This window comes from Neisseria sp. 27098_8_158 (genome assembly GCF_041433145.1).
GTDB classification, from domain to species: domain Bacteria; phylum Pseudomonadota; class Gammaproteobacteria; order Burkholderiales; family Neisseriaceae; genus Neisseria; species Neisseria subflava_E.
The window spans coordinates 1-15,318 of record NZ_JAPWAZ010000002.1 but is presented as its reverse complement, the minus strand read 5'-3'; the positions used below and the strand labels follow the sequence as shown (position 1 = coordinate 15,318).

The following is a 15,318-nucleotide window of genomic DNA, read 5'->3' as shown; positions in this document are numbered from 1 at the left end:
AAGGCAAGCAAATGAATAAAGTCTACAAATACCTACTGGCAATCGCTGCTTTGGCGGCAGCAGACTTCGGTATATATGAATATACCGCGCCCGACAAATACCAATACTGGAAAGAACTGATTGCCAAAGACCCAAAGCCTGACGGGGTTTCGGAACAGGAATACAGGGAAAAACTCAGAGCAGGCTATTGCTGGCGGGACAGGAAGTTTTACACCCCTGAGGAATTACACAGGAAAGCAATGGTCAGTTTTGCAGGTAGATTATTGGGAGAAACAGAAGCCTATAAGGCCAACATGACCACCAATCAGGGTGGACGGGATTATTCTACGGGTGCAGACTGCGTACGTCACGAAAAAGCCTGTAGCGTCTGGTTTGTTCCGCAGGATTACACTAACGAGCAATGGGATAGGATGTTTTTGGCGGAGAAAGATCCAACGGATGGAACACTGTTGGCAAAGTATTTAAAATATGAAATAAAACAACCGGATGATTTAAAAAAATATTTGGAACAGTATGATGTAAAAGGTTTTTCTTTGATTATCAGAGGATATAATCAAGGAGGAGCAAGCATTTACGGTTCTGACTGCTGTAAAGTTTTAAGTATAGAAGAAGCTGCCCCAATAATAAAAAATAATACGTTGATTACTTATTTAGAGGGAGCGGCAACGTTTCCAGAGAGTGAGATACCAAAGAATATCGATATCGAAAATTACGGGGTTGGTAATTTTTATTTTAGTTATTCAGAGGTTAGTCCAGGATTCTATCAATGGGATGAAAATAAAGAAAAAACTTATCAGATTGACTTTTCAGATATGTTATTCATGAATAATTGTGGCGATGTATTGTGGCAGCCTCATTATATTTATTAACCTATATCCAATAGGAATGTTATGTAAGACAGCGAAAATCATTAAGAGTATCAGAAGTAACCATAGATGGAGTTTTATCTCATTATTTATGGAATATTGCAATGCTTCCAGAGAAAGAAAATATGGCTTCATTAGTAACTTCTACAAATCGTAATCCTATCAAAATAGATGCAACTAACTATATGAAAAATGGTGCAAACCAATATGCTATATTGGAACCTCTTACAAGCAAAGAGGTCGTCTGAAAAGTTTTAGACAACCTTGGTTATTAATTAAAGGCAAGCAAATGAATAAAGTCTACAAATACCTACTGGTAATCGCTGCTTTGGCGGCAGCAGGCTTCGGTATATATGAATATACCGCACCCGACAAATACCAATACTGGAAAGAACTGATTGCCAAAGACCCAAAGCCTGACGGGGTTTCGGAACAGGAATACAGGGAAAAACTCAGAGCGGGCTATTGCTGGCGGGATAGAAAGTTTTATACGCCCGCAGAATTACACAGGAAAGCAATGGTCAGTTTTGCAGGTAGGTTGTTGGGGGTTGCAGAAGCTTATCGGACAGATTTTACTACTACATTGGCTGGGGATGCTTATACCAGCGAGGATTGTATTCGTAATAAAAAAGCTTGCCGTGTGTGGTTTGTCCCACAAGATTATACTAACGGAAAATGGGATAGCCTTTTTTTAGAAAAGAAAGACCCAAGAGATCATCCTCTATTACCACAATATCAGGAAAAAGAAATAGAAAAAACTGAAGATTTAGAGAAATATTTAACCGGCTATGGCAGCAAAGGATTTACCCTGGTGTTTAGAGCACCTGAAGAGGAAGAAGTTATTTTTGGCTCGGACTGCTGTAATATCTTAAATAAAAAAGAAGCTATATTAAAAATAAAAAATAGTGAATTAGTTACCTATATAGAATTTGCAAGAATTTTTCCGGAAAACGAAATTCCAAAAAATATTAATATTATGGATTATGGTGTGGGGAATTTTTATGTAGAGATCAAAGAGATTATTCCTGGATTACGCCAAGATGAAACGAAAAAAGAAAAAACATATCAGAGTAGATTTTCAGAAATCCTATTTATGAATAATTGTGGAGATATACTCTGGCAACCATATTATATCCATCAAACTAAACTGAAAGGATAAGACATGCCTAATGTAAGTGGAATTTCTCGTAATGCGTTAAAAGTATCTGAAGTATCAGTAGATAAAGTTTTATCACATTATTTGTGGAATGCTGCAATCCCTCCAAAGAAAGAAGATATGCTTACTGCGGCAACCTCTACCGAACGAAAACCTATTCATATTGACGCAACAGACTATATGAGAAATGGTGCAGGACGATATGCTTCGGCAGCAGATTTTAAAATGTTTGAAAACTTTTTTAATGCTAAAAATCTACTTGTTAGAGATAAGCCTTACTCTTTTGATGAAGCTATCGATTTGATTTATGGAAAGACAAAGATTGCTCAAAGAGTTAGAGAATTACCTAAAACAGAAAGAGGATTTACTACAGCTATTTCCCAATACGGCATAGATACCTCATCCTCCGATTACGTCGAACGCGCTTTTATTTTCGGCTCAACCCAAGTAACCGTTACCCAAACGGATATTGCCAAACTCCAATTCTTCGTCCGGCCCGACGGCAGTCGAGAAATCCGCAACCTCAGAATCACGCCTAAAAACGACAACTTCGACTTCATCGGCGGTTCATCTTCCCAAGACGCTTCGGGAAAACTTCAGAAATGGGCGGTAGGCAAAGCAAATGCAGTGTTCAATTCCGTATTGGACCCGAAAGGTATAGGCAGATCGGTCCCGCTCGTCTATACCGATACCGACAAGCTGCCGTTTGTCAATATTACGGATAAGGACTTCAAAAGACTCCAATCGGAGAAATCGAACCAAGAAAAACCAGATATTCTGATGGAAGAAACAGGTATTCTTCTGTTTCGTCAAGGAGGAGGGTTATTTAATAAGCTGAAAAAATCACCAGCCTTATATGATAAAAGCCTGCTGGGGCGTTGGCGAGACATTGAGCAGAATGCCAACGAAATGTACCAAAAAACCCGTGACCTTATCGAAAAAGATCCGAATATGATGTCTTTGGATGAAAGGGATGAACGCGATCAATACGCGGCGGATATTGATAAACCAACGGCTTTAACTATTGAGGATATGCCGCAAAACGCCCAAAAAATCTATCATCAAGGGAAACAGATTTTTGCTGATTTTTGTGCCCAGAAAAACATCGCTTACGATGCAAATAGTTTGGACAATATTGCGATGTCGTTAGCTTCAGTGGCTTATAAAAACAAGATGAGTGGTGTGTCTTTAATCAATATTAACGATAATGGGAAAGTCTCGGTCGGACACAGAGCCCCCGGATTAATAATGGCTTCTGTAGATATGTGGGAAGCGGCTAAGACGCCGGTAGAGGAAAGCTTGAGCCAAATTCAGCAAACAGCACAACAAATTGAATATGAGGAGCAACAAAAACAAATCGTGCAATCCCAATCACATGGAGCGAGGATTTCTTAAGTAAAATCAAAAGAAAATGTAAAAAGAGGACTTAAATTCTACCAATTATCTACAAATGGTTTGATTGATTTTAAACAAAGCTAAAGGCCGTCTGAAAAATCTTTCAGACGGCCTGTTGTTTTAAAGCGTTTTATTCTGCGCCGACAACGACGGTGTTGAGGTCTTTGAATTTAACGCGGCGTTGCCATGCGTCGCGGACTTGTTCGACGGTCAGGCCGTTAATGGCTTTGGGGTAGGCTTCCAAGTAGTCGTTGGGCAGGTCGTAGAGGCCGATCAGGCTCAGGTAGTTGAGCAGTTTGTCGTTGGAGTCGTAGCGCAGAGGAAAGCCGCCGACGATATTGGCTTTTGCCTGTTTCAGCTCGGCTTCGGTCGGGCCTTCGGCGATAAACTGCTCGATGACGGCTTGGGTGTCGGCCAGTGAGGCTTTGGTGTTTTTCTTTTGGGTGGAGTAGGAAACGGCAAACGTGCCTTCTTCTGTCGCCGGGGCGAGGCTGCTGTATACGCCGTAGGTGTAGCCGTGTCGGTCGCGCAAAACTTTCATGAGGCGGCTGTCGAAACCGCCGCCGCCGAGGATGTAGTTGCCGGCAACGAGGGCATAGTAGTCAGGGTCGTGGCGTTTGATGAGGGAGGTGCCGAGCAGGACTTGTGCCTGTGTACCGGCAAAGGGGATGTAGCGGCGTTGGGCGGTTTGTTTGGGAACGGGTGGAATGGCGTGGGTTGCGGTGGCTTTGGCCGGCAGGTCTTTGAGGACGCGCTCGACCAGTTGCTCTGCCTGTTTGCGGTTGAGGTCGCCGACGATGGCGACGATGGCGTTGTCTTTGCCGTAGTGGGTGCGGTGGAAGGCGCGGATGTCGTCCAGACTAACGCGTTTGAGGCTGTCAACGGTTATGTTTGCGCCGCTGCCGTAGGGATGGTTCGGGTAGATGAGCTTGGTCAGTTCGCGCGTGGCGGTGTAGTCGGGGGTGGTTTCCTGTTGTTGCAAGCCGGTAATGGATTGGATTTGACGGCGGCGGAAAACGGCTTCGTCAAAGCGCGGACGGGTCAGCGAGTGGTTGAGCAAGTTGGCGGCTTTGTCGCGGATGTCGGCTTTGCTGAGGCTGCGGAAGCCTGCGGATGCGCTTTCGGCATTGCTGTCGCTGCTGATTTGTGCGCCGATGTTGTCGGCTTGGGCATTGAAGGCTTCTTCGTCCAGTTCTTGGGTGCCGTCGGTCAGAAGGGCGGCGGTAAATTCGGCAACTTGGCTTTTGCCGTCCGGATTGGCGACGCTGCCTGCGCCTTTGAAGCTGACTTCAAGGTCGATGATGGGGTTTTCGTGGCGTTCGACAAGGAGGATTTGGGTGCCGTCGCGGTTGCGCCAGCGTTGGATGTCGGTGGCGGCTTGGACGCTTAAGGGCAGGAGTAGGGCAAGGGCGAGCAGGGTGGGTTTCATGTTGTGGCTTTCTGTTAAGGCCGTCTGAAAGGGTATGGGCTTTCAGACGGCCTGATGTTTATCGGCGTTTGGCAGCTTTTTTGCTTGGCGCGGCGGCAGGTTTTTGCGGCTCGATGATGACGGTACTCATGCGCTCGTCGGTCAACATCCGGGCGGCGGCCTGTACTTCTTGCGCGCTGACTGCCTGTAAGCGGCGGTGGATTTCTTGTTCGTCGGTATATTGGAAACCGCGCGCTTCGAGGCGGCCCATCATGGAGGCTTGGGAAGACATGGAGTCTTTGGCGTAGATTTCGCTGACCGCTGCCTGGGTTTTGACGCGCTGCAATTCTTCTTCGGAAACGCCGTTGTCGGCAATGTCTTTGATTTCTTGGCGCAGCTGGGCAATCAGGGTATCGGTTTTCACGCCTTCGGCAGGCATGGCCATGACGCTGAACAGCGGCATTTCACGGCTGATGATGTCGTAATGCGTTCCTGCGCTCAATGCGGTTTGCTTGCCGCGCACGAGGTTTTTATCAAAACGGCTGGACGCGTTGCCTGCCAAAATATCGGAGAGGACGTCGAGGGCGAAAGGCATCGTGTCATCGAGTTTTTGGAGTTTCGGCACACGGAAGTTGATGGCAATCAGCGGCTGGTGTGTAACCGGAGAAGTGGCTTTGACTGTAACAGGCTTGCGCAAATAGGGTTCGGTATGGAGTTTGTTGCGCGGCGGCTGAGCTTTGGCGGGAATATCTCCAAAGAGTTTGGCGGCCGTCTGAAGCGTTTGTTTGGCATCGACATCGCCGACAATGACCAATACGGCATTGTTGGGCGCGTAATATTGTTTGTACCACGCGCGCAAGTCGTCGGCTTTTAGGGTGTGCAAATCTTTCATGTAGCCGATGACGGAGGCGCGCATGGACGGTTGGGTAAAGGCGGCAAGATAGGCTTGCTCCCACATTTTGCCGTCGGCCGTGTCTTCCGTGCGCTGGCGGCGTTCTTCACGGATGACGTTCATCTCGTTGAGGAATTCTTTGTCGCTGAAGTTGAGGTTGTGCATGCGGTCGGCTTCGAGCTTCAGAATCTCGGGCAGGTTGGCGGCGGCGACGTTTTCGTAATACACCGTTTCATTGCGGTTGGTATAGGCATTGTTTTGCCCGCCCAGCTCGGACACGCGGCGGTTGAACTCGCCGGAGGGGACGTCTTTCGTGCCTTTAAACATCATGTGTTCCAAAGCGTGGCTCAGGCCGCTTTTGCCTGGTTTCTCATCCACGCTGCCGATTTTGTACCAAATCTGCGAAACGGCCACAGGCGCGCGGTGGTCTTCTTTGACGATGATTTTCAGACCGTTGGGCAGGGTTTCAGAAAGCGTCTGCGCCCATGAGGCGGCAGGCAGCGCGAAGGCAAGCATTAAAGCAATTCGGCGTAACATGGTTTAATCCGTAAAATGAAAATCAATCGCCAAAGTATAGCGGAAAATCTGAAAGATTGGCCGAATGTTTCAGACGGCCCAGGCCTTATCTGCTGATTCACATCAAGCGCGGCCGTTGCCAATCTTTACCGTCGCGCCTCATTCGCGGATAATCCCAAACATTCCCGTTTCCAACCATCACAAAGGAATCATCATGGCATTTTTGAAACTGACCGAACAAAATGTTCAAGGCAAAACCGTTCTTATCCGCGCCGATATGAACGTACCGTTCAAAGACGGCAACATCAGCGACGACACCCGTATCCGCGCTTCGCTCGCATCCATTAAATACTGCTTGGACAACGGCGCATCTGTGATCGTGATGACCCACCTCGGCCGACCGACCGAAGGCGAATTCCATCCTGAAGACGATGTGGCGCCTGTTGCCGCGCATTTGGGCAAACTGTTGGGCAAAGACGTGAAAGTATTGAACGACTGGCGTGAAAACAAACCGACTTTGAACGCCGGTGATGTCGTGATGCTGCAAAACGTGCGCATCAACAAAGGCGAGAAGAAAAACGACTTGGAGCTGGGCAAAGCCTACGCTTCTTTGTGCGACGTGTTCGTCAACGACGCATTCGGTACCGCCCACCGTGCCCAAGCTTCGACTGAAGCCGTTGCCCAAGCCGCACCGGTTGCCTGCGCCGGCGTGTTGATGGCGGGCGAACTCGACGCTTTGGGCAAAGCCCTGAAACAACCTGCTCATCCGATGGTTGCCATCGTTGCCGGCAGCAAAGTGTCTACCAAACTGACCATCCTCGAATCTTTGGCCGACAAAGTTGATCAACTGATCGTCGGCGGCGGCATTGCCAATACCTTCCTGTTGGCAGAAGGCAAAGCCATCGGCAAATCTTTGGCCGAACACGATTTGGTGGAAGAATCCAAAAAAATCATGGCGAAAATGGCGGCCAAAGGCGGCTCTGTTCCGTTGCCGACCGATGTGGTTGTCGCTAAAGCCTTTGCCGCTGATGCGGAAGCTGTGGTGAAAGACATTGCCGACGTTGCCGAAGACGACATGATTTTGGACATCGGCCCGAAATCAGCAGCTGCTTTGGCCGAGTTGCTCAAAGCTGCCGGTACGGTGGTGTGGAACGGCCCGGTCGGCGTGTTTGAGTTTGACCAATTTGCCGGCGGTACCAAAGTATTGGCCGAAGCGATTGCCCAAAGCGATGCGTTCTCGATTGCCGGCGGCGGCGACACTTTGGCGGCGATTGCCAAATTCGGCGTAACCGACCAAATCAGCTACATCTCTACCGGCGGCGGTGCGTTCCTTGAGTTCTTGGAAGGCAAAGAGTTGCCTGCCGTTGCTGCTTTGGAAAAACGCGGCGCATAATCAGTTTTAATCTCGATGGCTGAATAAAGGCCGTCTGAAATCCAAATCGGGTTTCAGACGGCCTTATTTATTTTGTTGAAATGTGTTATCGGTTTAGGCGGTTTGCGTATCCGACTGTCTGTGCAATGCCTGATAACACGGTGCAAGCTGGCGGATGATGAGGTCGAGCTGGTGTTTGAGAATTTGGTTTTGTTGGGACTGCTCTTTGTCGGTCTGTTCCAAATCGGCAAACTCCTGTCGGATGGCTTCGATGCTTGCATCGAAGGTGGCCGGTTCGGTCTGCGGCATTTGTTTGAGGAGTTCGGCGATGTGGTGGGTCAGGCGGGCATATGGGGCGAAGGTATCGCTGCCGTCGTGATGAACCTGGTCGCGGTATGCGCCGAGCGCGGAAATGTGGCCGGTCAGCGCATAGCTGGTTTTGAGCAGGGTAAAACCGTCTTGCAGGCGGTCTTGGTATTTTTTCGGGTTGCTGCTCATGTCGGATAAGGTGCTGCTGAGGGCGGCGGTGCTTTCGTGGGCTTGGCGGCGGGTGAGGCGGTAGTCGACATCGTCACGGCTGCCGTTTTGCAGTTGGTCGAGGATGGCGTCGAGATAGCGGCCGTTGGCAGTGATGGTCTGGGCGGCGGTGTGACTGAGGGTGAGATAACGCCAATCGGGCCAGAGGTAGGTGGCGGCAGCCCATGCGATAACGGAACCGACGATGGTGTCGATGATGCGGATGGGCATGGCGTGGTACACGTCCAAACCGGCAAGCGAGAGGCTGGTCAGGGCTTGGATGGTGATGAAGAAGGTGGAGAAGCTGTATTTGTAGCTTCGGGTCATGAAGAACAGGGTGGTGCTGGCGATGACAATCCAGAGCTTGGTTTCAACAGACGGGGTGAAGTAGGGAACGAGCGAACCGACAATCACGCCGAGAATCGTGCCGGCAATGCGTTGGTACACGCGGCTTTTGGTGGCGGTGTAGTTGGGCTGGCAGACGAAAAGTGCGGTCAGCAGAATCCAGTAGCCGAGGTTGAGATGGAGGATTTCGACAATGATGCAGGCCGCGGCTACGACGATGGAGAGGCGGGTGGCATGGCGGAAGACGCCGGAGTCGAAATTGAGTTGGCTGATGACGGTTTCGCCGATATTGCGGAACTTGGTGTTTTCAAGGGCGGCGATGCGGGTGTCGGCATTGTCGTTTTCGGCAAGGGACGCATCGTTTTGCAGTTGCCGCAGTTGGTAATCGACGCTGCTGAGGTTGTCGAGCAGGCGGCGGATATTGTGGAGGTTGGCATTGTCGGCATGGGTCTCGGCAAAATGGCTGAGGGATTGGCGGCAGCCTTCCATGGCGCGGCCGAGGCGTTTGCTGTATGCGTAGGGTTTGTTGTTGCGCAGGGAGGCGGCAACGTTGCGGCACGCCTGGCCTTGCATTTCGAGCAGGCGGCGGATGCGGAAGATGAGGTCGGTATTTTTGAGCTGCTCGGCCATTTCGCTGTAATCGACGTGGGCGGAGCTGATGCGTTCGTGCATATCTTGCGCGCAGAGGTAGTAGTGCAGCATTTTGGCGGTACGCGGATGGCGGTGTTGGCCGCGCAATCGGTAGAAAAGTGCGCCGCGGCATTGGTTGAAGGCGGTAATCACGCTGGTGTTGCTCATGGCCAAGTCGATTTGGCGGTTGCCCAACCATGCGGCTTCGTCGGGATCGAAAAAGTCGGCTTTGGCATCGAAGTAGTTGCTGAGTGCGTCGTAGGCATTGGCGACGGTTTCTTGGATGGGGCGGTGGGGCAGGATGATTTGGAAGATCAGGGTGTTGACGCTGTATAGGACAGTGCCCAACAGAATCATGACGGGGTTGGTCAGCCAGTAGGTTTCGGGGGTGTATGTCAGCGTGGTGTAGGTGGCGACGGCGAGCGCACCGAAAGCGAAGGTGCGGTATTTTAGGCCGATGGTGCCGAGGATGGTGAAGCCGAAAGTCATCAGGGTCAGGGCCAAGATGAAGGGAACGCCTGTGCCGATGGTGCTTTGGGCAAGCAATGAGGAGAGGGTAAACAGGGCAACGGTGATGACGATGTTTTTCAGACGGCCTGTGAGGCGGTTGTCCAAATCGACCAAACCGCCGGCAATAATGCCGAGTACGAAGGGCATAACTAGTTTGGGCGTATCGAAGTGCCAAACGAGGGTGGCGGCGATGAATACGCTGGCGAAGACGGGCAGGGAGGCAATGATCAGAGGTTTGAGCGGCGGAGTGTTCATGATGGTGTTGTTTATTATTCGTTATGAGGTGAATGATTGGATTTTAACAGGATTTTCAGTCGGTTTCAGAATGCTTTAAATGAGATAAGGCCGTCTGAACGGATACGGGAAAATACTTGATTTCGTTTCCACATCCGTTCAGACGGCCTTGTTTGGCTTGCGCCATCAGGTCATCAGGTTGAGGTCGCTGATGCGGTCGTAGAGACGCTCGGTATTGTTGCCCTCGTCGTGCATTTGAATGCGCAGGCGCAAATCGTTGGCGGAAACTGCTTGGCGCAGGGCTTCGCTGAGTTCGATTTGGCCTTGTGCGTAGAGGTTGAAGAGGTTTTGGTCGAACGTCTGCATGCCGTTGCTGCCGGAGCGTGCCATCAGGTCACGGATTTCCAGCAATTCGCCTTTGAAAATCAAGTCCTGCATGGCCGGAGTATTGAGCAGGAGGTCGGTAACGGCCGTGCGTTGGCGGTTTTTCTTGATGGTGAGGCGTTGGCCGATGATACCGACGAGGTTTAACGCCAAATCCATCAAAACCTGTTGGCGTCGGTCTTCCGGATAGAAGTTGATGATACGCTCGATGGTTTGGGAGGCCGTGCTGGCATGGATGGTGAAAACGCACAGATGGCCGGTTTGAGCCAGTTGGAGGGCGTATTCCATGCTTTCTTCGCTGCGGACTTCGCCGATACAGACGACATCGGGTGCTTGACGCATGGCGCTTTGAACGGCGGTTTTCCAGTTGTCGGTATCGATGCCGATTTCGCGCTGGGTGAAGATGCTGCGGCAAGGTTTGTAGATAAACTCGATGGGGTCTTCGATGGTAACGATATGGCCGGGCAGCTTTTGGTTGCGGTAGTTGAGCATGGAGGCCATGGTGGTGGACTTACCCGAACCGGTCGGGCCGGCGAGGATCAGCAGGCCGCGCGGAGCGAGTGCAAGCTCTTGGAGCTTTTCGGGCAAGCCGAGGGTCTTCATTTCGGGAATGTCTTGGCTGACGCGGCGCAATACCATGCCGACGCGGCCTTGCTCGTGGTAGGCGTTGACGCGGTAGCGCGTGTTGCTGCGCGATTGGACGGAATAGTTGATTTCCCAGTCGCGATTGAAGGCTTCGAGCTGGTCGGGGTTCATGGTGGACTCGGCGATGGCGGCGGTGTCTGCGCCGGTCAGCGCTTTGTGGGGCATGGGCGTGAGGGTGCCGCCGACTTTGATGGCAGGGGGAAAGCCTGCGCTGATGAAGATGTCGGACGCGTTGCGTTTTTCGGCCTCTTCACACATACGGTCGAGCAGGGGGTGAAGATGCGTGCCGATTTCGGCCGGGGTCGGGATGTGCGGTGCTTGGTTTTTTTGTGAGTAGGCTTGCACCATTTCGCTTAACAGGTCGTGCAGAGGGGCGAGGTCGCTCATGATGATTCTCTTTAAAACGGGTATTCGGTCAGGCTGAAAGGCCGTCTGAAAACGGGATGATGGGGTTCAGACGGCCTGAGTATGGTTTAGAAAACAGAGAGGTTTTCGATGTTTTGCGCTTTGCTGCGTGCCAGCTCGGGACTGATGGTGCCTTGGCGGACAAGGGTTTGCAGGGCTTGATCGAGGGTTTGCATACCGTGGGCCTGACCGGTTTGGAGGGCGGCGTTGATTTGGGCGATTTTGTTCTCGCGGATGAGGTTGCGCACGGCCGGTGTGGAAATCAGGATTTCGTGTGCGGCGACGCGGCCGTTGCCGTCGCGGGTTTTCAGCAGGGTTTGGGAAATGATGGCGCGCAAGGATTCGGACAACATGGAGCGCACGATTTCTTTTTCGCCGGCTGGGAATACGTCGACAATACGGTCGATGGTTTTGGCGGCGCCGGTCGTGTGCAGCGTACCGAAAACCAAGTGGCCAGTTTCGGCGGCGGTCAGGGCGAGGGAGATGGTTTCAGGGTCGCGCATCTCACCGATCAAAATCACGTCGGGGTCTTCGCGCAGGGCGGAGCGCAGGGCGTTGGTAAAGCTGTGGGTGTGCTGATGCAGCTCGCGCTGGTTGATGAGCGCCTTTTTGCTTTGGTGGACGAACTCAATCGGGTCTTCGATGGTCAGAATGTGGGCCGGTTGGGTTTCGTTGATGTAGTTGACCATCGCCGCCAGCGTGGTGGATTTACCCGAACCGGTCGGGCCGGTTACCAAGACCAAACCGCGTGGATTTTCGGCAATTTTTTGGAAAATGCGCGGCGCACGCAATTCTTCCAGCGTCAGAACGGTGCTCGGAATGGTACGGAATACGGCGGCCGGGCCGCGTTCGGTCATAAAGGCGTTGACGCGGAAACGGGCAACATTAGGCAGCTCAAATGAGAAATCGACTTCAAAATCCTGTTGATAGAGCTTGCGCTGGTGGTCGTTCATGACCGAGGTAATCATGGTACCGACTTCTTCCGAGCTCATCTCGGGCAGGTTGATGCGGCGGATGTCGCCGTGTACGCGTATCATGGGGGAAATGCCAGAACTCAAATGGAGGTCGGAGGCTTTGTTTTTCACGCCGAACGCGAGTAAGTCGGTAATCTGCATAATGTGGCCTTGTTTTGGTTTAGAATAATAAAATCGCTTTATTTTAAATAGATAAATCCGTTCGACCAAGTAAAATTTTCAAAATGCCGAGTGATGAACGGGTTAAAGGAGAAAACCATGTCGGTATTGCAACAAAACTATCAGGACGTATGCCGGGCGGTTGAACAGGCGGCTGAGGCTGTCGGACGGCCTGCGGAAGCGGTGAAGCTGGTAGCGGTCAGCAAGACCTTTCCGGCAGATGATATCCGCGAAGTATATGCGGCCGGTCAGCGCGATTTTGGCGAGAACTATATTCAGGAATGGTTTGAGAAAACGGAAACGCTGGCCGATTTGCCGGATATTGTTTGGCACGTTATCGGCGATGTGCAGTCTAATAAAACCAAATTTGTGGCCGAGCGCGCACATTGGGTGCATACGATAGGCCGTTTGAAAACGGCTCGGCGCTTGAGTGAACAAAGGCCGTCTGAAATGTCGCCGTTGCAGGTGTGTATTGAAGTGAACATTGCCGCGGAAGAGGCGAAACACGGTGTGGCGCCCGATGAAGCGGTTGCGCTGGCCCTTGAAGTGGCCAAGTTGCCGAATATTAAAGTGCGCGGATTGATGTGTGTGGCCAAGGCTGACAGCAGCGACGATGAGTTACGCGGCCAGTTTCACACCATGCAACGGCTGTTGGCTGAGCTGAATGCGGCAGGTGTCGAAGCAGATGTTTTGTCTATGGGTATGTCCGGCGATATGCCAATTGCGGTAGAATGCGGCGCAACCCACGTCCGCATCGGCAGCGCGATTTTCGGCAAGCGGCATTATCCTCAATAAAAGTAATAGGCCGTCTGAACCGGGTAGACAGCAGTTTCAGACGGCCTGATCGATATCACAAAGGAGTGACATATATATGAATATCTATTTTCTCGGCGGCGGCAATATGGCGACTGCCATTGCAGGCGGTTTGGTCAAACAAGACGGTTATCGTGTCCACATTGTCGAACGCGGCGCCGAAAGACGAGCGCAACTGGAGCAAGAATTGGGCGTAGCCACTTCTGAAAACCTGCCCGAATTGAGTGCGGACGATGTCCTCATTCTCGCTGTTAAACCGCAAGACATGCAGGCAGCCTGTCAAAACATCCGTTTAAATGGTGCGCTGGTGTTGTCCGTAGCGGCAGGTTTGTCCATCGATACCCTCAGCCATTATCTGGGAGGCACACGCCGTATCGTACGCATCATGCCCAATACGCCGGCCAAAATCGGTTTGGGCGTATCCGGTATGTTTGCCGATGCAAGTGTTTCAGAAGCCGACCGCACAGCCGCAGACGGCATCATGCGCTCTGTCGGCACAACCGTTTGGCTGAACGAGGAAGAGCAACTCCACAATATTACCGGCATCAGCGGCAGCGGCCCCGCCTATGTTTTCTATCTGTTGGGCGCTCTCCAAAATGCGGCCTTAGCACAAGGTTTCAATGAGCAAGACGCACGCGAACTGAGCCTTGCTACATTTAAAGGCGCAGTGGCTTTGGCCGAACAAACCGGCGAAGCATTCGCACAATTACAGCAAAACGTAACTTCCAAAGGCGGCACGACACACGAAGCCATCGAAACCTTCAAAGTCCGTCACGTTGCCGAAGCCATCGAACAGGGTGTAGAAGCCTGCGTCAAACGTTCGCAAGAAATGGCGCAACAATATAAGGCCGTCTGAACATGCGCGGCGACTTGCTCCTATTATTGGCAGACGCTATTGCCATCCTGTGTATCACGCGCTTTTTGCTCCGATACGCAGGATTGGCAGCAGAACAACCCCTGCTCAAATTCAGCATACAGGCAACAGGCTGGCTGACCAAACCTTGGCAAAAAGCATTTCCATCCGGCGAGAAAACCGATTGGTACTGCCTGCCTTCAGGTTTTCTGGTGTACTACCTTGCCTGTACCGCCATTATTTTCATCTCGCCGGCGCTGTCCATCAGCAATAAGCTGATTTTGGCAAACTTCTGGTTTGCCGCGCTCCATATGCTGAAAGCCGCGGCTTATACATTACTTATTGGTCTGATTATTAGAATGGTGTTCAGTATACAGGGCCGCTATTCGCCGTTGACTTATGCCATCGAACGAATCTTGCAGCCATTGCTCAAACCGTTTTCCTTCTTACGCGTAGGACGATACGATTTTTCAGGCAGTTTATTGGCACTCTTATTATGGTTGTGGCTGGCCCGATGGTTTCCCCAACTTATCCAGCAAACCAACCTATGGTTGCTTCAATAGGCCGTCTGAAAGCGCAGCAGGTATTAACGACCAAAAATACAACGTCCTAAAAAGCGCTTTAATACATTTAGGTGTAAGGTAGTGCAAAAAAGTGCAAATCGAAATATAAAGAACAAATGAATAGGTAAAACATGATATGATTCGCCCAATTTCCAAAACGGAAATTCAAGAAAACCCAATAAAAGCAAACCCGTAGCATCCAAATCATTAACAACAAACCGAAAGCAGACACCATGGCAAAGCTGACAGAACAAGATATTTTAAACTGGGATGGTCCTGAAGAGGACTACATGAACAGCGACCAATTGGCCTTCTTCCGCGAACTACTGGTTAAAATGCAAGAAGAGCTGATTGAAAATGCAAACACCACTACCGGCCATCTTCAAGAGCACGAATCCGCTCCCGATCCTGCTGATCGAGCTACTCAAGAAGAAGAATACGCTTTAGAACTGCGCACCCGCGATCGTGAGCGTAAACTTCTCAATAAAGTGCAAGCGACTCTCCGCAGCATTGACGAAGGTGATTACGGTTTCTGTGCCGATACCGGCGAACCCATCGGCCTCAAACGCCTGCTGGCACGTCCGACCGCGACATTGTCCGTAGAAGCGCAAGAGCGCCGCGAACGAATGAAAAAACAGTTCGCCGACTAAGAATATAAAGATAGAAACCTCAAAAGGCCGTC

General features: G+C 51.0%; 13 protein-coding genes. 8 read left to right on the top strand and 5 right to left on the bottom strand.

The genetic code is table 11. The features are described 5' to 3' along the window. Window positions 1-11: 11 nt before the first annotated feature. The 3 genes from O3681_RS05540 to O3681_RS05530 all read left to right on the top strand — a co-directional run bounded on the left by O3681_RS05540 (window position 12) and on the right by O3681_RS05530 (window position 3,417). Complete coding sequence (locus tag O3681_RS05540; protein WP_371459490.1) at window positions 12-869, top strand: hypothetical protein; 858 nt, start codon at window positions 12-14, stop codon at window positions 867-869. 286 nt (window positions 870-1,155) lie between these two features. Next, window positions 1,156-2,025, top strand: a complete 870-nt coding sequence (locus tag O3681_RS05535) for a hypothetical protein (RefSeq protein ID WP_371459489.1) — start codon at window positions 1,156-1,158, stop codon at window positions 2,023-2,025. Window positions 2,026-2,028: 3 nt separating this feature from the next. Next, a complete protein-coding gene (locus O3681_RS05530; RefSeq protein ID WP_283122298.1) occupies window positions 2,029-3,417 on the top strand; it encodes a calcium-binding protein in 1,389 nt (462 codons plus the stop codon). 130 nt (window positions 3,418-3,547) lie between these two features. Here O3681_RS05530 and O3681_RS05525 read toward each other — a convergent pair whose 3' ends face one another. After that, window positions 3,548-4,846: a M16 family metallopeptidase gene (locus O3681_RS05525; RefSeq protein WP_371459488.1), complete on the bottom strand. Its 1,299-nt coding sequence runs from the start codon at window positions 4,844-4,846 to the stop codon at window positions 3,548-3,550. A gap of 58 nt (window positions 4,847-4,904) precedes the next feature. After that, window positions 4,905-6,254 carry a M16 family metallopeptidase gene (locus O3681_RS05520; RefSeq protein ID WP_371459487.1) on the bottom strand — a complete coding sequence of 450 codons (1,350 nt, stop codon included), beginning with the start codon at window positions 6,252-6,254 and terminating at the stop codon, window positions 4,905-4,907. Between the two features lie 193 nt (window positions 6,255-6,447). Between O3681_RS05520 and O3681_RS05515 the strand changes: the two genes are divergently transcribed. Further along, on the top strand, window positions 6,448-7,626 hold the full coding sequence (locus O3681_RS05515; protein ID WP_036493913.1) for a phosphoglycerate kinase: 1,179 nt from the start codon (window positions 6,448-6,450) through the stop codon (window positions 7,624-7,626). A 93-nt stretch (window positions 7,627-7,719) separates the two neighbouring features. Here the strand turns inward: O3681_RS05515 and yccS are convergent, their stop codons facing one another. From yccS to O3681_RS05500, 3 genes are all read right to left on the bottom strand, one after another. After that, on the bottom strand, window positions 7,720-9,861 hold the full coding sequence (gene yccS / locus O3681_RS05510; RefSeq protein WP_371459486.1) for a YccS family putative transporter: 2,142 nt from the start codon (window positions 9,859-9,861) through the stop codon (window positions 7,720-7,722). A gap of 165 nt (window positions 9,862-10,026) precedes the next feature. Next, window positions 10,027-11,256: a PilT/PilU family type 4a pilus ATPase gene (locus O3681_RS05505; RefSeq protein ID WP_049333157.1), complete on the bottom strand. Its 1,230-nt coding sequence runs from the start codon at window positions 11,254-11,256 to the stop codon at window positions 10,027-10,029. 86 nt (window positions 11,257-11,342) lie between these two features. Further along, window positions 11,343-12,389 carry a type IV pilus twitching motility protein PilT gene (locus O3681_RS05500; protein WP_004519239.1) on the bottom strand — a complete coding sequence of 349 codons (1,047 nt, stop codon included), beginning with the start codon at window positions 12,387-12,389 and terminating at the stop codon, window positions 11,343-11,345. Window positions 12,390-12,506: 117 nt separating this feature from the next. On the opposite strand from O3681_RS05500, the gene O3681_RS05495 reads away from it, so the two are divergent. The 4 genes from O3681_RS05495 to dksA all read left to right on the top strand — a co-directional run bounded on the left by O3681_RS05495 (window position 12,507) and on the right by dksA (window position 15,286). Further along, the gene (locus tag O3681_RS05495; RefSeq protein ID WP_107723947.1) at window positions 12,507-13,202 is read left to right on the top strand and encodes a YggS family pyridoxal phosphate-dependent enzyme; all 696 of its coding nucleotides are present in this window, start codon (window positions 12,507-12,509) and stop codon (window positions 13,200-13,202) included. A gap of 76 nt (window positions 13,203-13,278) precedes the next feature. Then, window positions 13,279-14,076, top strand: coding sequence for a pyrroline-5-carboxylate reductase (gene proC / locus O3681_RS05490; protein ID WP_107723948.1), 798 nt, complete (start codon window positions 13,279-13,281; stop codon window positions 14,074-14,076). Window positions 14,077-14,078: 2 nt separating this feature from the next. Beyond that, on the top strand, window positions 14,079-14,636 hold the full coding sequence (locus O3681_RS05485; protein WP_101755624.1) for a YggT family protein: 558 nt from the start codon (window positions 14,079-14,081) through the stop codon (window positions 14,634-14,636). A 233-nt stretch (window positions 14,637-14,869) separates the two neighbouring features. After that, the gene (gene dksA / locus O3681_RS05480) at window positions 14,870-15,286 is read left to right on the top strand and encodes an RNA polymerase-binding protein DksA (protein ID WP_004519243.1); all 417 of its coding nucleotides are present in this window, start codon (window positions 14,870-14,872) and stop codon (window positions 15,284-15,286) included. Window positions 15,287-15,318: the final 32 nt, after the last annotated feature.